Below are 22864 nucleotides of genomic sequence, written 5' to 3' on the forward strand. Positions count from 1 at the left end.
TGGCAAATTTCCACAGGCGTTCTAATATTGATTTAGGGTGATAACAAAGTTTGTAAATCAAACTTAAACTATTGAATAACTAATCATTATGGCTGATGAAATAACGGTTGTTTTAACCGAAAACGCGACAATTGCACAAGCAGATACTTTGCTACATGAATTGAACGAAGTCTATTTACTAGGCTCTTCAATTACAATTGACGCAAGTCAAGTTGTTAAAATCGATTCCGCTGTCATACAGCTTTTGGTCTCGTTAAAAAAATCACTTACGGTTAGCGACTTAACTATACATTGGGAGTCGCCAAGTTCCGCCTTTGTTTCTGCTGTAAAAGCTCTTGCTCTTACCGACTATTTATCACTTCAATAATAAAAAACATTTTAATAGGAATTGCTACATGAAAAAAATTCTTGCAGTTGACGATTCAGCATCGATGCGCCAGATGGTGTCTTTTACTCTAAAAAAAGCGGGTTTTGATGTGACAGATGCTAAAGATGGTGTAGATGCTTTAGCAATAGCTCAAAATCAAGATTTCGATCTCATTATCTCGGATGTAAACATGCCGAACATGGATGGGATTACGTTAATTAAAGAATTACGCGGAATCGATAAATTTAAATATACACCCATGCTGATGTTAACAACGGAATCAGGTTTAGATAAAAAATCAGCAGGTAAAGCGGCTGGTGCGACAGGTTGGATCGTAAAGCCGTTTAATCCAGACCAATTATTAGCAACGATAAATAAAGTTTTGAGATAAATTTATGAGCGTTGACCTCAGTCAGTTTTACGAAGTTTTCTTTGAAGAAAGCTTTGAAGGCTTAGATGCCATGGAATCCGAACTGCTGGGTTTAGAGCCTGGTACGCCTGATAATGAAACCATTAATACAATCTTCCGTGCTGCTCATTCAATAAAAGGAGGTAGTGGTACTTTTGGCTTTAATTCGGTTTCTGAATTTACGCATGTTATAGAAACACTGCTTGATCAAATACGCGACGGCAGACGACTGCTTACCCAGCACCAAATTGATTTGTTTTTACAGTCAGTTGACTGCATGCGTGACATGCTTAATTGTTTGCGCAATAACGAAGAGCCCGATGTTGAATTAGCTCAACCGCTCAAGTTAGCTTTTGAAAAAATACTCAATGGCGATGAGACTCCAGGTGATGATGAAGCACCAAGCGACGTTACACCTGCTACCTCAACTCTTGATACGCATTGGCATATCTCTTTAAAGCCCGGTATTGATATACTAAAAACAGGTAACGAGCCTATTTTTATGCTGCAAGAAATTGCGGAGCTGGGTGATGCAAAAATAGCAATAGATGTAAGTTTAGTGCCGATGCTTAATGCAGTTGAGCCTGATAATTTATATTTAAGCTGGCAAATCGATCTCACATCGCAATGTAAAGAAGAAGATATTGCTGAAATTTTTGATTGGATCATTGATGAATCAGAAATTGAAATTACTCAGTCATCAAATTTGGTTGATAATAAAGACGATGCTGGTGACAGACTGCCTGTCGAAACAGAAAACACCCAAGATTCAAAGCCTGAAAATCTGACTAATGCATCAACTGAATCAAGTGCAGTAGTTACTCCACCGCCGGCTCCTAAAAAAGAAGCAACTCAATCTAAAGCTACCGAATCTAGTTCTATTCGAGTCAGTATTGATAAAGTCGATTCGTTAATCAATATGGTTGGTGAGCTTGTTATTACACAAGCTATGTTAACGCAATTAACGGATGGTGAATTTGATAAAAGCAAGCTAGCTAGTATTCAAGAAGGCATGGCGCAGCTTGCGCACAATACGCGTGATTTACAAGAAAGTGTTATGCGTATTCGTATGTTGCCTATTAGTTTTGTTTTTAGTCGGTTTCCTCGTTTAGTTCGAGACACCAGTAAAAAGTTAAATAAAAAAATCAATTTAGTTTTACGCGGTGAAAATACCGAATTAGATAAAACGGTAATGGAAAAAATTTCTGACCCGATGGTGCATTTAGTTCGAAACTCGATGGACCATGGTATTGAAATACCTGAAGAAAGATTGGCAACGGGTAAAGAAGAAACCGGTACGTTAACTTTAAATGCTTATCATCAAGGTGGTAATGTTGTTGTTGAAATTGTCGATGATGGCAAAGGCTTAAATACTGACAAAATTAAATCGAAAGCCATCGAAAATGGCTTGATAAAAGAATCAGATGACTTAAGCGAACAGCAAATTAATGAACTTATTTTTGAACCTGGGTTTTCGACTGCCGATGAAGTCAGTGACCTATCTGGCCGCGGTGTTGGGATGGATGTTGTTCGACGTAATATTCAAGCATTAAATGGTTCTGTTGAATTGCAATCGGTAAAAGGAAAGGGCTCTACATTTACTATTCGCTTACCCCTAACGTTAGCAATATTAGATGGCCAATTAATTCGCGTAGCCGATCATATCTACATCATTCCACTCATCAATATTATTGAGTCATTACAGATTGACCCAAGCAAAGTTAATAATGTTGGCGGTGAATATGATGTCTTGCGCCTTCGTGATGAATACGTACCGATTATTCGTTTACATCAAGCTTTTAATCACCAAGCCGATTGCTCTAAATTAACTGAAGGGCTACTCGTTGTTGTTGAAAGCGACAATGGCAAAGTTGGTATTTGGGTTGATGAATTGCTTGGGCAGCAGCAAGTTGTAATTAAGAGTTTAGAAGCTAATTATCGTAAAGTTGATGGTATTTCAGGGGCAACCATTCTTGGTGATGGCACGGTATCCTTAATTATCGACATCATTGGTTTAGTCAAATTAGCCGGTTTACGTAAAGCGGTACGGGTAAACGCTCTTGCGGGGAAACAAGATGCTGGAGCTAGATAAATTATGAATATAGATGAACTGAACGCTCGATTGGTTGAGTCAACCGTTAATGAGCAAGACTATTTTGATGAGTTTCAGCAGTACTTAACTTTTTTAATGAATGGTGAAGAGTACGGCGTTGATATTCTTCGCGTACAAGAAATTAGAGGATGGGAAAAGTGCACTGTTATTCCCAATTCATCTGATTATGTTCGAGGTGTATTAAACCTACGTGGCACCGTTGTGCCCGTTATCGATTTGCGCGTGCGTTTTGGTTTGGCTAATGCCGAGTACAGTCAAATTACCGTCGTGATCGTTGTTAAATTACGCCAAGACGATAAAGATAAAATTATGGGGTTAGTCGTCGATGCGGTTTCTGATGTACATGCCCTGAAACGAAGTCAAATTAATGTATCGCCTGAACTTGGTGATAATCAAAACAGTGAATTTATTCAAGGGTTAGGTCAAGTTGAGAATAAGATGCTTATTTTATTAGACCTGAACAACATATTAGATTGACATTATTTAGTGCCAATTTAACAAATTGTGTTTTAGCAAGGTAGTGATGCTATTTAAAACTGAAGGTAAAAATTTCAGTATCTATTAACAAATATAAGGTGGTAAGACGCATGGGATGGTTTAGTAAACAAGTCGAAGAAGCTAAAACCGTTAGCGATCATGTATTGTCAGCGTTAGATAAATCGTTGGCAATTATAGAGTTTGAACCGAATGGAACGATTCTCTCGGCCAATAGTAATTTTCTTTCTGTTATGGGTTACCGGTTTGATGAGATCCAAGGTCGACATCACAGTTTATTTGTTGAGCCTAGCTATGCTAATAGTGCTGAATACAAAGAATTTTGGGCTAAATTAAATCGTAAAGAATTTCATACTGACGAATATAAGCGTTTTGGCAATGGCGGACGAGAAATTTGGATCCAAGCGACTTATAACCCTGTTGTTGATGATAGTGGCAATTTGCTTAAAGTGATCAAAATTGCGACAGATGTGACGGCTCGTAAATTAAAAAACGTAGAAAACACAGGCCAAATTAATGCGATAAGTAAATCTCAAGCGGTTATTGAGTTTGATTTAGAAGGTAATATACTCACCGCAAATGACAATTTCACATCAACTGTGGGTTATAGTTTGTCAGAAATACAAGGACGGCATCATAGCCTTTTTGTAGAACCCGAATATGCACAAAGCACCGAATATAAAGAATTTTGGCAGCGTTTAAATCGAGGTGAATTTGTTTCAGGCGACTTTAAGCGTATCGGCAAGGGTAACAAAGAAGTATGGATAAAGGCTTCTTACAATCCTATTTTTGATATGAGTGGTAAACCATTTAAAGTTGTAAAATATGCAACTGATATAACAGAGCAAAAAAAATCAGACGTTAAAGCGAAGCAAACCGCTGACCTGGCTAATGCGCTTAATGTTTGTCAGGCCAATGTAATGATTGCTGATAACGATTTAAACATTGTGTTTGTAAATGATGAAAACATGAAAATGTTGAAATCGCGTGAAGTTGAGCTGAAAACCGTTTTACCTAATTTTAATGCCGATAGCTTAGTCGGAACCAATGTTGATATTTTCCATAAAAATCCTTCTCATCAACGAACAATGCTAAAAGCATTAGCACAACCCTATACGACTCATATTAAAGCAGGAAATTTAACATTTAGACTTATCGCGACGCCTTGGCATAGTTTAGAAGGTGAACGCATCGGTACGGTTGTTGAATGGCTTGATATGACCGAAGAGCTAGCTCATAAAGATGCGTTAGCTAAAATAGCAGCCGAGAATGCGCGTATAAAAGCGGCTCTTGATAAATGCCAAGCCAATGTAATGATGGCTGATAATGATTTAAACATTGTTTACTTGAATGATTCTGTTCAAGCGATGATGCAGCATAATCAGGCGCAATTACAAACGGTATTACCGCGTTTTAATGCAAATGATTTAATTGGAACATGTGTTGATGATTTTCATAAAAACCCCGCTCATCAGCGAAGCTTATTAGCGGGATTAACTGATGTATATCAAACTCGTTTAAGTCTTGCTGGTTTAACGTTTGATTTGATTGCGACACCTGTTTTTGATGATGAAGGCGCAAGATTAGGGACTGTCGTTGAATGGGATGATGTAACCGCTGCGATAGCGAAGCAAGCGTTAGACGATAAATTGGCTGCAGACAATGCACGCATAAAAATAGCGTTAGACCGTTGCCAAGCCAATGTCATGATGGCGGATAATGATCTCAACATTATTTACTTAAATGAATCCGTTGCAGATATGATGCAACGAAATGAAGCGCAATTGAAAACCGCATTGCCGAGCTTTAATGCAAGTCAGTTGATTGGCACTTGTGTTGATAGTTTCCATAAAAAACCAGCACATCAGCGTGGCATGTTAGAAGCGCTAAAAGATGTATACAAAACTAAAATTACGGTTGCTGGGTTAACCTTTAATTTGACTGCGACACCGGTGTTTGATGAAAAAAATAACAAATTAGGCACCGTGGTTGAGTGGGATGACATTACAGAGGCTCTCGTATTAAGTACGGAACAAAAACGTTTAGCGGATGAAAACTCAAGAGTTAAACAAGCGCTTGATAATGTAACGACCAATACCATGATCGCCAATGCTGATAATGAAATTATTTATATGAACTCTGCCATTCATTCAATGATGCGGACGGCTGAAAATGATATCCGTCAAGCGTTGCCTAATTTTGATGCGAATAACTTACTCGGTCAAAAAATGGATGTTTTCCATAAAAATCCAGCTCACCAGCATCGTTTAATCGAGTCTTTATCGGCAACATTTGCTACTGAGATCAATGTTGGGGCACGCCGCTTTAGTTTGGTTGCCAACCCCATCGTGAGTGATGAAGGCTCTCGAATTGGCACCGTTGTAGAGTGGGGCGATCGTACTGCTGAGGTTTCAATTGAGAAAGAAATTGATCATCTTGTTGAAAGTGCGGTTGCAGGTGATTTATCGATCAGAATAAAAACAGATGATAAGTCTGGTTTCTTTGAAGGATTAAGCACCGGTTTAAATCGTTTAGTTGGTGTATGTGAGGGAGTGATAAACGACACCGTTGAAATGCTAGATGCGATGGCACATGGTAATTTAACTAAAAGAATAGAGGGGGATTATCAAGGTGGATTTGGTAAGTTAAAAGAAGATGCCAATGCGACCGTCACTAAACTAACTGAGATTATTGCCCGTGTTAATCAGTCCGCGAATACGGTGGCATCTGGTGCTGATGAAATAGCACAAGGCAATGCTGATTTAAGCCAACGCACAGAAGAGCAAGCGTCATCACTTGAAGAAACTGCAGCGTCAATGGAAGAGATGACCAGTACGGTTAAACAAAATGCAGATAATGCATCAATCGCTAACGAACTGGCTTCAGATGCGCAAAGCAAAGCGGTAACCGGAGGGCAAGTTGTTGAGCGTGCGGTTAAGAGCATGAGCGAAATAAATGAAGCAAGTAATAAAATCGCTGACATTATTGGTGTTATTGATGAAATTGCGTTCCAAACTAATTTACTGGCGCTTAACGCCGCGGTTGAAGCCGCCAGAGCCGGAGAGCAAGGTCGAGGTTTTGCTGTTGTTGCTGGTGAAGTCCGTAACTTAGCGCAGCGTTCAGCTGAAGCCGCGAAAGAAATTAAAGACTTAATTCGCGATAGTGTTGCTAAAGTTGAAGATGGCTCGTCATTGGTGAATGAATCGGGTTCGACACTGAAAGATATCGTGCAGGCAGTAGAAAAAGTAAGCCAAATGATCGCTGATATTTCTGTTGCGTCGAATGAACAGAGTGCGGGTATTGAACAGGTTAATAAAGCTATAACACAAATGGATGAAATGACTCAGCAAAATGCAGCGCTGGTTGAAGAGGCGTCCGCAGCGGGTGAGTCGATGTCTGAGCAAGCTCGTGCCATGCGCCAATTATTATCATTCTTTACCGTAGAGGCGGGTGGCGATAGCCGACACGTTGAATATGTAAGCCGAGAACCTTTGGCTAAACCAAGTAGTCGACAGTTTGATCCAAAACCTAAGACTCAAAATACTGGATTATCGTTCTCTGAAAGTGATGACGAATGGGAAGAGTTTTAATAATGTATTAACGCTTCATTGACTAAAAAGCTAAAGCATTTCATATATTGCTTTAGCTTTTTTTTACTTGAAGGGCAATTTATATCCTTGTTTTTAAGATGCAGAGTGATGAAAAGGACTTATAAAATACCTATCATGAAATATTTTATATTGCTATTACTGTTTGTGACAAATGTGAAAGCTCAAACCCTTGAAGCTATTGATATTGCGGGCAGGCAACGTATGTTAACGCAAAAAATAGCAAAAGACGTGTTGCTTGTTGCTTCTGGCCAAACAAATAAATCTATTTTTAATGCCTTACAGCAAAGCCATGCATTGTTTGATGTTTCTTTGATTCATTTAAGAAATGGAAATTTAAAGCTTAACATTCCTAAATCACCTGATGCATTGCAACCGCAATTAGCTCAAATACAAACGTTGTGGCAACCAACCTCAGATAACATCATGAAGATCATTAATGAGGAAAAGGCTGATTTAGCTTCAGTTGAGCTCGTTATGCAAAATACGGCAAAATTACTGGCTTTGTCTCATCAATATGTAATTGATTTATCATCAGCGAATAGCTCGCAGCAAAACAAAAGCTTATTACAAAGGGTAAATTTAACCGGTAAATTACGGATGTTAAGTCAAAAAATAGCGACTCAAGCGTTGTCTGTTTGTTACCACTACCATTTTTTCAAAAATAAAAACTCAGCGATAAACACAATAAATGAATTCAATAATATTATTGAAGGGCTCATTGTGGGCAATGATTATTTACGTTTGAAGAAAGTTGCATCACATAATGAACTTCAGCTATTAAATGCAACCCGCTCTCATTGGCAAGCATATATTGATTCACTCGCGCCTTTATTGGATATCGCGTACGCCGTTTGTGATGATGCGACAATTAAGCATATTCAATCTAAGAGCATGCATGTTTTATTTTCAGCCAATAAAACAGTGCAATTTATTAAGTAATTTTGTGTTTAACATAATTTAAAAGGTCGTAATAAATGATCGCCTATCTTGAAAATTTAAAATTGTGGCAGAAATTAGTTTTAGCATTTAGCTTTTTTGGACTCATTCCGATGTTATTTTTAGGTATAACGGCCACTAATATCGCGACTGATTCGTTAACGTCCCTTGTGAAGCAAAATTTAGTATCAATCCGTGATGCACGAATTAGCTCACTTGAAGCGTACGTACAAAATACACGAGAGAATATCGAAAGTTTAGCGGAAAAGCCAAGTGTGGTTGGTGCGATGAATGCGTTTAAGGCCTCGTTTGTCAAATTCCGAACGGATAATGATTTAGCTCAACTCGATACGGTTGAATTGAAGTCAGAGTTACTTTCTTATTACGAAGAACAATTTGCACCCAAATTTTTAGAAGAAAACGCGGCCGAAGCGCCAGTTGATGACATGTTCAGTTCTTTAAGTGAAAACGCTATTGCTTTACAGTCGTACTATATTGCAAAAAATGAGCATCCATTAGGCGAAAAAAATAGTTTGCAAAGAGCGTTTGATGAATCGACTTATTCGCGGGTTCATAATACCTACCATGAATTATTTAATAACACCCTTTACCGTTATGGTTTTTATGACATATTTTTAGTCGAACCTGAAAATGGGACGATCGTTTATTCGGTTTTTAAAGAGCTTGATTTTGCAACCTCTTTGTTTAGTGGGCCTTATAAAAATACCAATTTTGCCAATACGGTTAAAGATGTTATTGCTAAAAAGCAAACTATTTTGCATGATTATAAAAGTTATCTTCCTTCATATAATGCGCCTGCATCGTTTATTGGAACGCCTATATACAGTGACGGTGGATTAACCGGCGTTCTCGTTTTTCAATTACCTTATGGTCCGATCCAAGACATTATGGGTAATAGGCAAGGGCTGGGTGAATCTGGTGATGCTTATCTGTATGGTGCTGATGCGCTCCCCCGTAGTGATTCAAGTTTAAATGTTAAACATCGAACTTTAGCGGCTAGTTTTAAAGATGACCCGCTCGCAAAATTAACCACTGAATCGATTAATAACGCGATTAGTGGTAAGGAAGGTGCAGAGCTGGGCGTAAATGCAGATGGCAAACCTGCGGTTATCGCCTATGGTGCGCTAAATATTGCTGGGTTGAAGTGGTTTATTAATGTTGAAATAAAGACTGAAGAAGCCTTAGAAGCAACTCATCAACTAACTAATACGAGCTTTATTATTGCGGCGGTGGCGCTGTTTTTAATTGTGGTGTTGGGTTTGTTGTTTGCTAAAAATATTGCAAAGCCAATTCAGGCTATTTCTGCATTATTGAGTACGGTTGAAAACACAGGCCAATTACATCATCGCAGCCAATATGCAAGTAATAATGAAATTGGCCAAATGGCAAAAGCATTAAATCAATTAATGGATAATTTGCAATCTACTTTTTCTTCTGTAAGTCAGGTTTTAGATGAAACAAGTAAAGGAATCATGGGGCAGCGTATAACTTTAAACTTAGCGGGCGATATGGCCTTGCTTGAGAGTAATGTGAATAACGCGGTGCATGCTATAGAGGAATCTGGACGTCAGACCAAAGAGCAACAGGCAATCGCGCAAGAAGCCGCCCAGCAAGCTGAACTTGCTGCCAAAGAAGCAAAAAAATCAGAAAAAGATGCATTAGCCCTTGGTGAAAAAGCCAAGGCATCTGCTGAACAAGCTGAAATGTCGGCTCGTGATGCTTCTGTTGCACAACAAGAATCGGAAGTTGTTGCTCAAAAAGCAAAACAACAAGCCCAAGCTGCGCTAAGAATTAAGCGAGCGCTAGATGCCTGTAATGCGGCGGTTATGGTTGTCAATACGGATGGTTTCATTATTTATGAAAATGAAGCTCTCAATTGTTTATTTAATCAATACGCAACAAACATTCAAAAGCTCGTGCCAACGTTTAACCCTAATAAAATTGTCGATGCGGCTATCGCAAATTTACATGCTTTGAGCCTCGGTTTATTTAAACCAATTAATCAGGTTCATGCATCTTATGTCGTTAATTTAGAATTTGATGGTTTAGTCATTGATGTTGTTATTTCACCTATATATGACGCTGACAAGCAAAAAATGGGGTGTGTGTATGAGTGGCGTGATTTAACTGATGAAACACTAAAAGCACGTGCTGACGCTGAAATTGCAGCTGATAATGCACGCGTTAAAACCGCTCTTGATCGTTGCCAAGCTAATGTCATGATGGCTGATGTTGACCTTAATATTATCTATTTGAATAACTCGGTTATCGATATGCTTAAAGATAATGAAGATAAACTGAAAACTCAACTTCCATCTTTTAGTGTTGAATCTCTTATGGGGCGTTGTATCGATGATTTTCATACATCCTCTTCACACCAGCGGAAGATGCTGGCAGATTTAACTCAGGTTTATCAGACACAAATTAAAATAGCGGGGTTAACCTTTGATTTAACCGCAACACCGGTCTTTTCAGATGAAGGTGGACGGGTTGGAACCGTTGTTGAATGGCGAGATTTAACCGAAGAGTTAGCGAGAGCGGCAAAAGATCTTGATATTGCAAATGAAAACCTGCGTGTTCGACAGGCTTTAGATTGTGTATCGACCAATACAATGATTGCAGATGCGAATAACAAAATCATTTATTTAAACTCTGCCATTGAAAATATGATGCGCAGTGCAGAACCTGAAATTCAAAAAGCTTTACCTCAATTTAAAGCTCAAGAGTTGATGGGACAAAATATGGATGATTTTCATCGATCACCAAAACATCAGCAATCAGTGATTAGTTCGTTAACGAATACCTTTAGTACCGAAATCAAGGTTGGGCTTTTAACTTTCAAGTTAGTTGCTAACCCAATGACAAATAAAGAAGGTGAGCGAATTGGGACCGTTGTTGAGTGGACAGATCGTACGGCCGAGATTGCGATTGAACAAGAAATTGATAATTTGGTGCATCAAGCTTCTTCTGGTGATTTAACTCAACGGATACCGACGGATGGTAAATCAGGCTTTTTTGCTGGTTTGAGTAACGGATTAAACACTTTAGTTAGCTCGAGTGAAGCTATCGTTAATGAAACCGTCGACATGCTTGATGCGATGGTGCATGGCAACTTAACTAAGCGAATAAACGGGGAATACCAAGGCGCATTTGCTAAGTTAAAAAATGATGCGAATGCCACAGCAGTGAAATTAACTGAGATTATTAGTCAAGTAAACCAATCGGCGACCACGGTTGCATCAGGTGCGAATGAGATAGCACAAGGCAATGCTGATTTAAGTCAAAGAACAGAGGAACAAGCGTCGTCATTGGAAGAAACGGCGTCATCAATGGAAGAAATGACGAGTACGGTTAAACAAAATGCTGATAATGCGACGCTAGCGAATGAGTTAGCTACCGATGCACAATCTAAAGCTTCTTTAGGTGGTGAAGTTGTTGAGCGAGCGGTAACCAGCATGGCTGAAATCAATGAGGCGAGTAAACGAATTGCCGATATTATTGGTGTTATTGATGAAATTGCATTTCAAACCAATTTACTTGCCTTGAATGCCGCTGTTGAAGCGGCAAGAGCCGGTGAGCAAGGTCGTGGTTTTGCTGTTGTTGCGGGTGAAGTCAGAAATTTAGCTCAGCGCTCAGCTGAAGCGGCAAAAGAGATAAAAGACTTAATTCGAGATAGTGTTGCTAAAGTTGAGGGCGGTACCCGTTTAGTGAATGAGTCTGGTAAAACGCTGCAAGAAATAGTGCAAGCGGTTGAAAAAGTTGGTGAGACGATTGCAGGGATCTCGGTCGCTTCGCGAGAACAAAGTGCGGGTATTGAACAGGTTAATAAAGCGATCTCTCAAATGGATTCTATGACACAACAAAATGCCGCTTTAGTTGAAGAAGCCGCTGCCGCTGGAGAATCCATGTCAGAGCAAGCTCGATCGATGCGTCAGCTTTTAGCGTTTTTTACACTTGATCAAACGTTACGAAATAGTGAACAAAACTATATTGAACAAGGGAGCGCATCAAAAGACAATAAAATGAACGGTTCTTCTCACTCTTCTTATAACGATAAGCCCGCGACTGCGCTTTCTTTCAAAGGCGATGATGATTGGGATGATTTTTAACGCTAATCGTTGTTAATAGCAGAACACTTGTTAACGATGATGGGAATGACTAAACAGTGGTAATAACGTGATATAAATAAGCCCTAAACAATACTTTGTTTAGGGCTTATTTTATACACAATTCATCATTATGAATTTTGCATTAAGTATAGGTAAGCAACTGTAAATGCGGCTTCTTGAAATACTTTTAAACCTGTTTCTTTAAAGTCGATAGGTAAAGGATTTCGTTTTGATAATGCTTTTATTTCAGTTGGCTGAATTAATTCAACATCGAGATCTGTGCACAATTGAACGGCTGCTTCTAATTTAAAGCCGACTGCGGCGCCTGCAAATTTGCCACGCATCGGACGAGCTCTAATAATGACTTTATCAACCTGATAATCTTGCATTAATTTTTTAAAAGAAAACTGAAATTTTTGCATCGCTTCAGCGTCTTCTGCATTTTCTACCGCGACTCTAGCGACACGCACGTCGAGTATATTAAATAAACCTTTGTTATCTTCTAAAATTGAAATGACGGCATCGTTGCCCTTAAATTCTACGCCACATACTCTCATTGATGTTGTTCCGTTAATCTATATATACAGAGAAGTTTAACAGGGAACCCGCTTGCAGGAAAATAATTGCGAGTTTAAAGCTGAAAAATGATGAGGTCAGCGCTAAAATGACGCCTTTTAGATTCAAGCTGGGGTTCGATTGGATAATATAGAGCATGATGATGCATATTGGATGCGTTTAGCACTAGCGCAAGCTGATAACGCTGAAGGTATAAATGAAATCCCGGTGGGGGCTGTTGTTGTTTGTAATAATAATTTGGTATCAACTGGGTATAATCAATCTATTTTGTTAAGCGATCCGTCTGCTCATGCTGAGATGGTCGCTATAAGGGCTGCTGGTGCCGAACTTAATAACTATCGCTTACCTGATTGTACGCTTTATGTCACATTAGAGCCTTGTTCTATGTGTGCGGGGCTGCTTGTTCATAGTCGAATAAAACGTTTAGTCTTCGGTGCTACAGATGCAAAAACGGGATCGGTTGGGTCTATTATGAATTTGGTTGCACATTCGCAGCTTAATCACCAAATAGAGTATACGTCGGGTGTATTAGCTGAAGAGTGTAGTCAAAAAATTTCTGATTTTTTTAAACGTAGAAGAGCTGAGATTAAAGCGTTGAAAAAGCAAAAAAGAAAAGAGGGTTAATATTGTTAAGGTCGGTAAGAGCGGGTTATCAAAAGCGTTTAGGCTTCATCTAACTCACTCATGGTTTTGTTGGCAAAGTTAATTCGACGCCAAACTACTTTTGAATGTGTCTTCTTTAATAATCGTTTGCGCTGTGTTGCGCTTTTTACATTTCGTTTATACATATAGTTGTATCTCCTTTATTTATGTATCTAGATTTAAACCTTTTATTATTACAATTTAATGAAGGTATTGTTCAAATTATCACCTATCCGGTGTGAGTGCAAATCGGTATGCGTTAAATGCCTGCTTTTGTCCGTTATTTCGCATTTTGGCTTAAATTTCGGCCTTTTTGCTGTCTAAAACGGGGGCTGTTTGTTGTTTTTCTTCATCGACCTCGGGCACTGCTTGATCGTTTACGTTGTTTCTTTCTTCAAGTGTCGCGAGCCAAACAAGTGAATCATAATAACGACGAATATTGGCAACGTAAGTTATGGCTTCATTACCACGTGCGTAGCCATATTTAGTCGTTTTATAATAACGCTTTTTGTGTAACCAAGGTAAGCGCTCTCGAACATCGACCCATTTATCTGGATCACCACCATCTCGCTGAGTTAAAACGCGCGCGTCTTCTAAATGCCCTAAACCGATATTATAGGACGCGAGCGCAAACCAAAGTCGGTCGGGATTTGTTATTCTGTCAGGGATCCGCTTTATTAAGCTTGCGATATACTTTGCACCGCCTCGAATATTATCTTGTGCATCGAGTCTGTTCGTTACGCCAACTTGTTTAGCGGTTGGTTGAGTGAGCATCATAATTCCGCGCACCCCTGTTGGTGATTTAGCGCGAGGGTTCCAATGACTTTCTTGATAACTAATGGCGGCTAATAAACGCCAATCAAGATCATATTGCTCGGCGTACTGCATAAACCATTGCTCATATTTAGGTAGTTTTTTCTCGACGGACTGTAGAAATTTACGAGTATCAACATAGTTAAACTTATCCACATGGCCATAATATTTATCTTCTAAGGTCGTCAATGTTGCGGTCTGATTTAACATGCCGAAGTATTCAATAAATAAGGCATATAAAGAATCATCTTGTGATTGATTAAATGCCCAGGCTAATTGTTCTTCATCTTTGAATGTAAAGCCGATGCTTAATTCTGGCGAAACTCGTCGGTTGACCGCTAAATGATGAGAATCGACAATGGTATAAGCTATTTCTTCATTGATAACCGCTTGCATCAACTCTTCTGGATCTTGCTCTGCCGTTTCTTGCCATGTTAAATCTGGATATGCTTCTTTTTGTACCGTGAGCCATTCTGCATGGCTGCTATCTTGCGTAACAACGAGCGTGCCATTTAGATCATTTAATGTTCTTGGCCGGGTGTTTCCTTGTTTGAATACTAATTTTTGACTGATGTTTTTATAGGGCGGTGCAAAACGAAAATGTGTAAGTCGTTCTGGTGTTACGGTTATACCAGCAGCAATAAAATCGATTTCTTGTCGTTGTAAGCGCGGAAATATTTCACGCAAATGGTACGCAGGCACAACATTGAGTTTTACGCCAAGGTATTCGGCAAAACCGGCCATTAATTCATATTCAAAGCCCGCTGGGCCATCCGCATTGATGTAATAGGTTGTTTGGCCATACAGGGTGCCAATTTTTATTTCGCCCGCTTTTTTTATGCGTTCTGCATGATTTAAAGGTTTGTCGTTATTGCAGCCTGAAAAACAAAAAATAGTAAAGATAATCAAGCATAAACGAACTTGAATGGATATCGATAATTTGTTTTGAGTCTGACTTAAAATCACGAACGAACCTATGTATACAGATGATGAGCCCGCAGATTAACTAAGCGAATAGGTTAGGTCAAACCAAATATGAGTCAGTTATACGCTTTTTTACATTAACGTAACATTAATATTGAGATCTATTTAACCTTAAGAATGCCTTTTGGCTATAACGTAAAGGTTTGTTATTTCTTTGTTTTTATCTCACTTGGCGGTGGACTTTTTTCTTGGTTTGCTGTTGTTTTTAAATGTGATACATAAACATGAATAAAATAGTCTATCGGTGTTTGGTTACTTGGTTTTAAAAGCGCAGTTTTGCGGCTATAATACGCCACCAAATTTGTTCAAACTTTAAACGTTTGCGCCCTACATCATTTTTTGCTGTGGAAGGTTAGCTTGCAAATGTTGTGAACAATACCAAATTCTATTTATTTTTCTTTAGGTGATTTTGTTTATGGAAATCCTTCGTGGTGCCCCAGCTCTTTCTGAGTTTCGTGTTAATAAGCTTTTAGCCAGCTTTGAAGAGCTACAAATTCCAGTAACTAATATTTATGCTGAATACATGCATTTTGCTGATGTAAATGCTGAATTATCGGCTGATGAGCAAGCTAAGTTACAAAAGCTGTTAACGTATGGTCCGACTATTCAAGAACACGACCCTATTGGTGAATTATTTTTAATAACACCACGACCAGGCACCATTTCACCTTGGTCATCTAAAGCCACTAACATTGCTAAAAACTGTGGCTTAACAGCTGTTAAACGCGTTGAACGTGGTATTGCTTATTATGTTGAAACCTCCGCTTCACTTTCGAGTGAGCAAACTAAAGCATTGTTGGGGTTGATCCATGACCGCATGATGGAAGTGCGCTTTGTCGAGTTATCTCAAGCCGAAGCTTTGTTTGCTCACGCTGAACCGGCTCCACATACTTCTGTTGATATCATTAACGGCGGCCGCGAAGCATTAGTAGAAGCTAATACTCGACTAGGCCTTGCATTAGCGGAAGATGAAATCGATTATTTAGTGACTAATTTTACTAAATTAGATCGTAATCCTAATGACATCGAACTTTACATGTTCGCGCAAGCAAACTCTGAGCATTGTCGTCATAAGATTTTCAATGCGGATTGGACAATTGACGGTGAAAAACAGCCTAAATCATTGTTCAAAATGATCAAAAATACCATGGAAACAACACCTGATTATGTAACATCTGCTTATTCAGATAATGCGGCGGTTATGCAAGGTAGCGAAGCGGGTCGTTTTTATCCTAATCCTGAAAGTGGTATTTATGAGTACAATCATGAGTCGATTGATATTCTCATGAAAGTTGAAACGCATAATCACCCAACCGCTATTTCTCCTTACCCTGGCGCTGCAACAGGTTCGGGTGGTGAAATTCGAGATGAAGGTGCAACCGGTCGAGGCTCTAAACCTAAAGCGGGTTTAGTTGGTTTTACGACTTCAAATTTACGTATTCCTGGTTTTGAACAACCTTGGGAAGAAAACTTTGGTAAGCCTGATCGTATTGTTACCCCACTTGAAATTATGCTTGAAGCACCATTAGGTGGTGCGGCGTTTAACAATGAATTTGGCCGACCTGCGATCACGGGATATTTCCGCACATACGAAGAAAAAGTAAATAGCCATGCAGGTGAAGAAGTGCGTGGTTATCACAAACCGATTATGCTGGCGGGTGGTTTAGGTAATATTAAAGCAAGCCATACCGATAAAGGTTCGATCCCTGTTGGCGCTCACTTAATTGTTTTAGGTGGCCCAGCGATGAACATTGGTTTAGGTGGCGGTGCCGCTTCATCAATGGCGTCTGGTGAGTCGGCTGAAGATTTAGATTTTGCTTCAGTGCAACGTGAAAACCCTGAAATGGAACGTCGTTGTCAAGAAGTTATCGATAAGTGTTGGCAGTTAGGGGATGCAAACCCTATTTCATTTATTCATGATGTTGGTGCTGGTGGGCTTTCAAATGCCATGCCTGAGTTAGTACATGATGGTGGTGTTGGTGGTAAATTTAATTTACGTGATGTACCGAATGATGAGCCGGGCATGTCGCCGCTCGAAATTTGGTGTAACGAATCTCAAGAGCGTTATGTATTAGCCGTTGATAAAAAAGACCTTGCTAAATTTGAAGAGATTTGTAAACGCGAACGAGCACAATATGCCATTATAGGTGAAGCAACAGAAGAGCATCATTTATCGCTGGCTGATTCACATTTTGATAATACGCCAATTGATTTACCACTGGACGTTTTATTAGGTAAAGCGCCTAAAATGAGCCGTGAGGCAACGTCATTACAGGCTAAAGGTGATAATTTTGATTCATCAACTATCTCTGTGCAAGATGCTGCCGCTCGTTTATTACGCCTACCGACCATTGCCGAAAAAACCTTCTTAATCACCATTGGTGATCGCTCTGTAACAAGTATGGTAACCCGTGATCAAATGGTTGGCCCTTGGCAAGTACCTGTTGCTGATGTTGCGGTAACCGCCGCGGCACTTGATACTTATCATGGTGAATCAATGGCTATTGGTGAGCGCACGCCGGTTGCTTTGCTAAACTTTGCCGCTTCGGCTCGTTTGGCTGTTGCTGAATCATTAACTAATATTGCAGCCTCTGATATTGGCGATTTAAAGCGCGTTAAATTATCAGCAAACTGGATGAGCCCTGCTGGACATCCAGGTGAAGATGCGGGTTTGTATGCTGCCGTAAAAGCTATTGGCGAAGAGCTATGTCCAACATTAGGAATAACTATTCCGGTTGGTAAAGACTCTATGTCAATGAAAACAGCATGGAAACAAGATGGTGAAGATTGCTCTGTAACTTCTCCTCTTTCGTTAATTATTACTGCATTTGGTCGTGTAAATGACGTGCGTAAAACAGTTACCCCACAGCTTAGAACGGACAAAGGCGATAGCCGTTTATTACTTATTGATCTTGGCGCAGGTAAAAACCGTTTAGGTGGCTCATGTTTAACCCAAGTATATAAGCAGTTAGGTGAAACAACGCCTGATGTTGATGATGCTCAAGCACTTAAAGGTTTCTTTAATGCGATTCAAGCGTTAGTTAGCGATAGTAAACTATTAGCTTATCATGACCGTTCTGACGGTGGTTTATTTGTGACATTAGCTGAAATGGCTTTTGCTGGCAAAACCGGTATTAGTGTTGATATTGCTGAATTAAACGATCACCCCGTTAATAGTTTATTTAGTGAAGAACTCGGTGCTGTTGTTCAAGTTAAGGCTGATGAGCTTGATGCGGTATTAGCTGTTTTTGAACAGCATGGTATTGTTGATTTAGTTCATGACTTAGGTACTTTGAACGATGATGATCGCATTGTGATCACACAAGGCGATGATGCAACTATTATTAACGAACTCCGCGTTACTTATCGTCAAATGTGGGCTGAAACGACTCATAAAATGCAAGGCCTTCGTGATAACCCTGCTTGCGCTCAACAAGAACATGATGCTAAAGCGGATGTAGCTGATCCGGGACTACACGCTAACTTATCGTTTGATATTAATGAAGATGTAGCTGCTCCTTATATTGCAAAAGGCTTACAGCCTAAGGTTGCAGTGTTACGTGAGCAAGGTGTTAACTCTCATGTTGAAATGGCAGCGGTGTTTAATCGTGCCGGTTTTGAATCACATGATGTGCACATGAGTGATATTCTTGAAGGTCGTATTGCGCTTGATGATTTCCATGGTTTAGTTGCTTGTGGTGGCTTCTCTTATGGTGATGTACTAGGGGCTGGCGAAGGTTGGGCTAAATCTATTTTATTTAACGAACGTGCACGTAACCAGTTCCAGCAATATTTTAATCGCGATAATACATTTTCATTAGGTATTTGTAATGGTTGCCAAATGTTATCAACGTTAAAAGAATTAATACCGGGTGCTGAAGCTTGGCCTCGTTTCGTGCGTAATAATTCAGAACGTTTTGAAGCGCGTTACAGCTTAGTTGAAGTTCAAGATAGTCATTCGATATTCTTTGATGGTATGACGGGGTCTCGTATGGGGATTGCGGTTTCTCATGGTGAAGGTCGTGCTGAATTTGCTAATCAAGCGGCGTTCGACGCGTTTAATAAATCAGGCGCAGTTGCCTTACGTTATGTGAATAACTATGGTCAAGTGACTGAGAATTATCCGGCTAATCCAAATGGTTCACCAGAAGGTATTACAGGGGTTGCATCTGCCGACGGTCGTGCATTAGCGATGATGCCGCATCCTGAACGTGTATTCCGCTCTGTAACAAACTCTTGGCATCCAGATGACTGGAAAGAAGATAGCCCTTGGGTTCGCATGTTCCGTAATGCTCGTGTATTTACTGCTTAAATACTGAGCCGTTTTAGGCAAAGTTGTATTTTGATATTCAGCCCTGTTAAAAGATACAACGGGGCTTTTATATTTTATGTCGGATAATAGTATTAAGTATATAGAGTTTAGGTCATGTTATTGACGATAACGCGACTAAATGAATATGAAGGTTCTTAATTATTGATGGCGCAGAAGGGCTCGTCATTCTGAGTCGCGCGGCTGAATAATTAAAAGCAAGCTAGCCTTGTTATGCACTAACTTACTTATGATGCATCAGATTAAAATTTAATACTGCCGCGGCGAGGTTTTATCGCTGCTTTTATTGCGTCTTGTTCTTGTTTAACTTTTTTATTGGCAGCTTGCTGTGCTTCAGATGGCTTTTCTGCAGGTAAAACACCTTCTTCACGTTTTATTTCATAGCGCAATTCATCAAATTCTATAACATCTCCATCATAAATCTTTTTGCGTTTTTGCGTTTCGATTTCACCATTTACGGCAACATAGCCTTCAGATATTAAAATTTTAGCTTCCCCACCACCTTCAACTAAATTTTCAAATTTAAGTATTTTATACAGTTCAACCGGTTCGCGGTTGATATAAATAATAGACATTTTTTAACCTTAATCGTCAGTCGCTATATCTATCTTTTTAAAAGATAGTCATAAGCTAAATAAAAAAACCAGCGATAAACGCTGGTTTTAAAGTTATTTATTGCGAGAAATTATCACCGTAAATCAAGCTTCTATTTTATCAGTTTGATTTTATGGCAGTCGTCGGAAGTTACGCTTCACCTTCGACTGTCGCATTGTGGTAAACTTCTTGTACATCATCACTATCATCAAGCATATTTAAGAACTTCTCAAATAATGGAATATCATCACCAGTAACGGTAACCGATGTTTGCGGAACGTAAGTTATTTCTTCTACTTTTAATTCCAAATCAGGATAGGTTTCGTTTAATGCTGTTTTCGTTTTAAAGAATTCAGTATGCGCAGCTAAAACCGTAATAATACCATCTTCACATTCGATATCTGCAACATCTACGTCGGCCATCATTAAGGCTTCTAATACCGCTTCTTCATCTTCGCCTTCAAATTGGAATACAGCTTGGTGATCAAACATATGTATGGCCGAACCCGGCGCACCAATTTTTGAATCCGTTTTAGTGAATGCTTGTCGTACGTCTTTAATTGTTCGATTAGTATTATCTGTTAAACAATCAATGATAACCATACAGCCACCAGGGCCGAAACCTTCATAGCGTGTATTTTCGTAGTCTTCACCACCTCCGCCAGCGGCTTTATCAATAGCTTTGTCGATAACGTGAGTTGGAACTTGGTCTTTCTTCGCTTTAGTAATTAACTGACGTAGGGCCAAATTGCTATCTGGATCGCCGCCACCATTTTTAGCGCATACGTATATTTCTTTTCCGTATTTAGAATAAACTTTTGTTTTTGCGCCTTGTGTTTTAGCCATTGACGCTTTGCGGTTTTCAAAACTTCTGCCCATTAAAGAATGCTCTTGTTAACTTTACCCGAAAAAATAATGCCGTAATTCTAGCAGTTTATTGCCTATATTGGCTAGTACCGCCTATAGAGGTTCATTTAGTGATTTGTACGTTAAATTTTTTACTGGTTAATGTAAGTGGGTGAGTAAAAAAACACGCAATGAAAACAATAAATAGTAATTTTGTTAGGCATTTAATCTTGTTTAACTGAAAGACTGATTTTTACAGTAGGGCTTAATTATGTCGCGTGTCAGGAATATTATTGTAATGAGTAAAATACTATTTTGTTTTACATTGGTTAATTGTGGTAGCAATGAGGATCAATTTATCCCTAATCATGCAGATACAACTAACACTCAAGAACTAAATATTGGAGATGTAGATTTACCAGAGCTAGATGAAGATGGCTTGATAAATTATCCCGTGACATCTCGTTTACCCTTGTTTGAGCCGATGGGCGATCAAACTATGTTGATCGTGGGACAAGACATGGTCGCTATTGGTGGGATTGTTGAAAAAGGATCGGTATATGACCAGGGTTATATGGACGATCCAGAATTAGATGATTTACCAGTAGGTTTAACAACTTACCTGCATATACAAGATAACAGAGGCTTGACTGAAACGTTCAATAATTTAGGCGAAGTTAAAAATGCTAAATTAACGGTCAATCATACCGGTTTTTCTCATACAACTCCTTTATTATCAATTGGTTATTTTATTTCTAATGACTATGAAGCAATACAAAGCGGTAAATATGATAGAAGTTTACATACATTAGCAAATTGGATAGTAAAAACGAACGTACCGACTTTTTTACGCATTGGTTATGAATTTAATGCGGAATGGACTAAACATCCACTTGATCCTAAAGGCTATATTAATACCTTTAGGTATATAGTGAGTCAGCTTGACGCACAAGGCGTGAAAAATTGTGCTTATGTATGGCAGACTGATGGAATAGGTAATGAAAGCGAACTGCTAAAGTTTTACCCAGGTGATGAATTTGTTGATTGGATGGCATATTCACATTTTAAAAGTTCAGGTGAAGGTTTATTAAGCTTAGCACTAAAACACAAAAAGCCGGTTATGATTGCCGAAGCAACCCCCGTTGATTTTGATTTAAGCAAAGATAATGATGCAGATGGTCAACGGGCATGGACTAATTGGTTTTCTCCATTATTTAAACGAATCGACAAAAATCCAAATATCAGAATGCTTGCCTATATAAATGATGATTGGGATGCCAAATCAATGTGGCAAGACGTCGAATTTTTTAATCAAACAGATTCCCGCATACAATTAAGTGAAAAAATTAAACAAGAATGGATTAGTGAAATAACAGATGGCACATGGTTTAAACAAGAAGAAGTATTAAAGGCTATCGGCTGGGAGTAATTATCTCGTCCCTTCATTGCGATAAAGAAACAACATAGAGATAGTTAATCTAAACCTGTTATCAAATGTGAACTAAAAAATAACATTTTTATATCAAAAGCTGTATTTTACAACACCGAGTGAGTGCTATTTAATCAATGTAAAAAAAGATTAATTTAATTGAAAAAGAGTGTTGACGGGTGAGATTAAATCCCTATAATGCGCCCCCACAGACAAGGCAGGCAACGCCGCTAAGTCAGTCGGGTTAAGGTTTTAATGTAAAATGCTTACTCCGAATGAAACACAGTTTAGACAGTTTTTTAGAAAGCTAAAAAACAATTTAAAATAAAGTGTTGACATTGAAAATAGGAAGCGTATTATTCGCATCCCGCTCAACGAGGCAACTCTTGCAGCGAACATCGAAAGATGGCTCTTTAACAATTTGGTAGCTTACTTATCTGTGTGAGCACTCGCAAATATTAAGTATATAAAATTAACTTAATGTTCTCTGAGTGACTTACACGGTCAAAACAAAACGAATATTAATTTATTTGTTTGCAAATCAGAATTCATTGAGACCCAGATTTACTTTTTTTGAAGAGTTTGATCA

General features: G+C 39.0%; 15 protein-coding genes, 1 rRNA gene and 1 pseudogene (1 of these 17 running past the window's edge). 12 read left to right on the top strand and 5 right to left on the bottom strand.

Annotation, left to right across the window (positions count from 1 at the left end; translation table 11 throughout):
* The first annotated feature begins 88 nt into the window (after positions 1-88).
* The 8 genes and pseudogenes from DPX34_RS13395 to DPX34_RS22045 all read left to right on the top strand — a co-directional run bounded on the left by DPX34_RS13395 (position 89) and on the right by DPX34_RS22045 (position 12061).
* The gene (locus tag DPX34_RS13395; RefSeq protein ID WP_111978955.1) at positions 89-367 is read left to right on the top strand and encodes an STAS domain-containing protein; all 279 of its coding nucleotides are present in this window, start codon (positions 89-91) and stop codon (positions 365-367) included.
* A 28-nt stretch (positions 368-395) separates the two neighbouring features.
* On the top strand, positions 396-758 hold the full coding sequence (locus tag DPX34_RS13400; protein WP_111978956.1) for a response regulator: 363 nt from the start codon (positions 396-398) through the stop codon (positions 756-758).
* A 4-nt stretch (positions 759-762) separates the two neighbouring features.
* Entirely contained in the window at positions 763-2868 is a 2106-nt protein-coding gene (locus tag DPX34_RS13405) for a chemotaxis protein CheA (RefSeq protein ID WP_111978957.1), read from the top strand.
* A gap of 3 nt (positions 2869-2871) precedes the next feature.
* Positions 2872-3366 (top strand): chemotaxis protein CheW, encoded by a 495-nt coding sequence (locus tag DPX34_RS13410; RefSeq protein ID WP_111978958.1) that lies wholly within the window; start codon positions 2872-2874, stop codon positions 3364-3366.
* Positions 3367-3476: 110 nt separating this feature from the next.
* A complete protein-coding gene (locus DPX34_RS13415; RefSeq protein ID WP_111978959.1) occupies positions 3477-6974 on the top strand; it encodes a methyl-accepting chemotaxis protein in 3498 nt (1165 codons plus the stop codon).
* A gap of 135 nt (positions 6975-7109) precedes the next feature.
* The gene (locus DPX34_RS13420) at positions 7110-7934 is read left to right on the top strand and encodes a type IV pili methyl-accepting chemotaxis transducer N-terminal domain-containing protein (protein ID WP_232824735.1); all 825 of its coding nucleotides are present in this window, start codon (positions 7110-7112) and stop codon (positions 7932-7934) included.
* A 905-nt stretch (positions 7935-8839) separates the two neighbouring features.
* Positions 8840-9496, top strand: a pseudogene (locus DPX34_RS22355) (HAMP domain-containing protein); the annotation flags it as partial.
* A gap of 159 nt (positions 9497-9655) precedes the next feature.
* A complete protein-coding gene (locus DPX34_RS22045) occupies positions 9656-12061 on the top strand; it encodes a methyl-accepting chemotaxis protein (RefSeq protein ID WP_438938520.1) in 2406 nt (801 codons plus the stop codon).
* Positions 12062-12189: 128 nt separating this feature from the next.
* Here DPX34_RS22045 and DPX34_RS13430 read toward each other — a convergent pair whose 3' ends face one another.
* Entirely contained in the window at positions 12190-12618 is a 429-nt protein-coding gene (locus DPX34_RS13430) for a DUF3010 family protein (protein ID WP_111978962.1), read from the bottom strand.
* 139 nt (positions 12619-12757) lie between these two features.
* Here DPX34_RS13430 and tadA point away from each other — a divergent pair, with 139 nt between their 5' ends.
* Positions 12758-13261, top strand: coding sequence for a tRNA adenosine(34) deaminase TadA (gene tadA, locus DPX34_RS13435; protein ID WP_111978963.1), 504 nt, complete (start codon positions 12758-12760; stop codon positions 13259-13261).
* 38 nt (positions 13262-13299) lie between these two features.
* Here the strand turns inward: tadA and DPX34_RS22315 are convergent, their stop codons facing one another.
* The gene (locus tag DPX34_RS22315) at positions 13300-13425 is read right to left on the bottom strand and encodes a hypothetical protein (protein ID WP_269815526.1); all 126 of its coding nucleotides are present in this window, start codon (positions 13423-13425) and stop codon (positions 13300-13302) included.
* Between the two features lie 151 nt (positions 13426-13576).
* Positions 13577-15058 (bottom strand): membrane-bound lytic murein transglycosylase MltF, encoded by a 1482-nt coding sequence (mltF, locus tag DPX34_RS13440; protein ID WP_232824736.1) that lies wholly within the window; start codon positions 15056-15058, stop codon positions 13577-13579.
* Positions 15059-15491: 433 nt separating this feature from the next.
* Between mltF and purL the strand changes: the two genes are divergently transcribed.
* Positions 15492-19388, top strand: a complete 3897-nt coding sequence (gene purL / locus DPX34_RS13445; protein WP_111978964.1) for a phosphoribosylformylglycinamidine synthase — start codon at positions 15492-15494, stop codon at positions 19386-19388.
* A 260-nt stretch (positions 19389-19648) separates the two neighbouring features.
* On the opposite strand, the gene DPX34_RS13450 is transcribed toward purL, so the two are convergent.
* Both DPX34_RS13450 and DPX34_RS13455 read right to left on the bottom strand, forming a co-directional pair.
* On the bottom strand, positions 19649-19981 hold the full coding sequence (locus DPX34_RS13450) for an RNA-binding S4 domain-containing protein (protein WP_111978965.1): 333 nt from the start codon (positions 19979-19981) through the stop codon (positions 19649-19651).
* Positions 19982-20150: 169 nt separating this feature from the next.
* Positions 20151-20879, bottom strand: coding sequence for a YebC/PmpR family DNA-binding transcriptional regulator (locus DPX34_RS13455; RefSeq protein WP_111978966.1), 729 nt, complete (start codon positions 20877-20879; stop codon positions 20151-20153).
* Between the two features lie 265 nt (positions 20880-21144).
* Here DPX34_RS13455 and DPX34_RS13460 point away from each other — a divergent pair, with 265 nt between their 5' ends.
* Both DPX34_RS13460 and DPX34_RS13465 read left to right on the top strand, forming a co-directional pair.
* Complete coding sequence (locus DPX34_RS13460) at positions 21145-22275, top strand: glycosyl hydrolase (RefSeq protein WP_157964729.1); 1131 nt, start codon at positions 21145-21147, stop codon at positions 22273-22275.
* Between the two features lie 570 nt (positions 22276-22845).
* Positions 22846-22864 (top strand): 16S ribosomal RNA (locus tag DPX34_RS13465) (it continues 1511 nt past the right edge of the window).

The sequence above is a fragment of the Algibacillus agarilyticus genome, assembly GCF_003286125.1.
Taxonomy (GTDB): domain Bacteria; phylum Pseudomonadota; class Gammaproteobacteria; order Enterobacterales; family Alteromonadaceae; genus Algibacillus; species Algibacillus agarilyticus.

What these genes read in the sequence shown, in the direction of transcription:
- DPX34_RS13460 (WP_157964729.1), top strand. Translation starts at nt 21,145, where the DNA reads ATGAGTAAAATACTATTTTGTTTTACATTGGTTAATTGTGGTAGCAAT.
- DPX34_RS13455 (WP_111978966.1), bottom strand. Translation starts at nt 20,879, where the DNA reads ATGGGCAGAAGTTTTGAAAACCGCAAAGCGTCAATGGCTAAAACACAA.
- DPX34_RS13405 (WP_111978957.1), top strand. Translation starts at nt 763, where the DNA reads ATGAGCGTTGACCTCAGTCAGTTTTACGAAGTTTTCTTTGAAGAAAGC.
- DPX34_RS13430 (WP_111978962.1), bottom strand. Translation starts at nt 12,618, where the DNA reads ATGAGAGTATGTGGCGTAGAATTTAAGGGCAACGATGCCGTCATTTCA.
- DPX34_RS22045 (WP_438938520.1), top strand. Translation starts at nt 9,656, where the DNA reads ATGTCGGCTCGTGATGCTTCTGTTGCACAACAAGAATCGGAAGTTGTT.
- DPX34_RS22315 (WP_269815526.1), bottom strand. Translation starts at nt 13,425, where the DNA reads ATGTATAAACGAAATGTAAAAAGCGCAACACAGCGCAAACGATTATTA.
- DPX34_RS13410 (WP_111978958.1), top strand. Translation starts at nt 2,872, where the DNA reads ATGAATATAGATGAACTGAACGCTCGATTGGTTGAGTCAACCGTTAAT.
- DPX34_RS13415 (WP_111978959.1), top strand. Translation starts at nt 3,477, where the DNA reads ATGGGATGGTTTAGTAAACAAGTCGAAGAAGCTAAAACCGTTAGCGAT.
- DPX34_RS13450 (WP_111978965.1), bottom strand. Translation starts at nt 19,981, where the DNA reads ATGTCTATTATTTATATCAACCGCGAACCGGTTGAACTGTATAAAATA.
- DPX34_RS13400 (WP_111978956.1), top strand. Translation starts at nt 396, where the DNA reads ATGAAAAAAATTCTTGCAGTTGACGATTCAGCATCGATGCGCCAGATG.
- DPX34_RS13420 (WP_232824735.1), top strand. Translation starts at nt 7,110, where the DNA reads ATGAAATATTTTATATTGCTATTACTGTTTGTGACAAATGTGAAAGCT.
- purL (WP_111978964.1), top strand. Translation starts at nt 15,492, where the DNA reads ATGGAAATCCTTCGTGGTGCCCCAGCTCTTTCTGAGTTTCGTGTTAAT.
- DPX34_RS13395 (WP_111978955.1), top strand. Translation starts at nt 89, where the DNA reads ATGGCTGATGAAATAACGGTTGTTTTAACCGAAAACGCGACAATTGCA.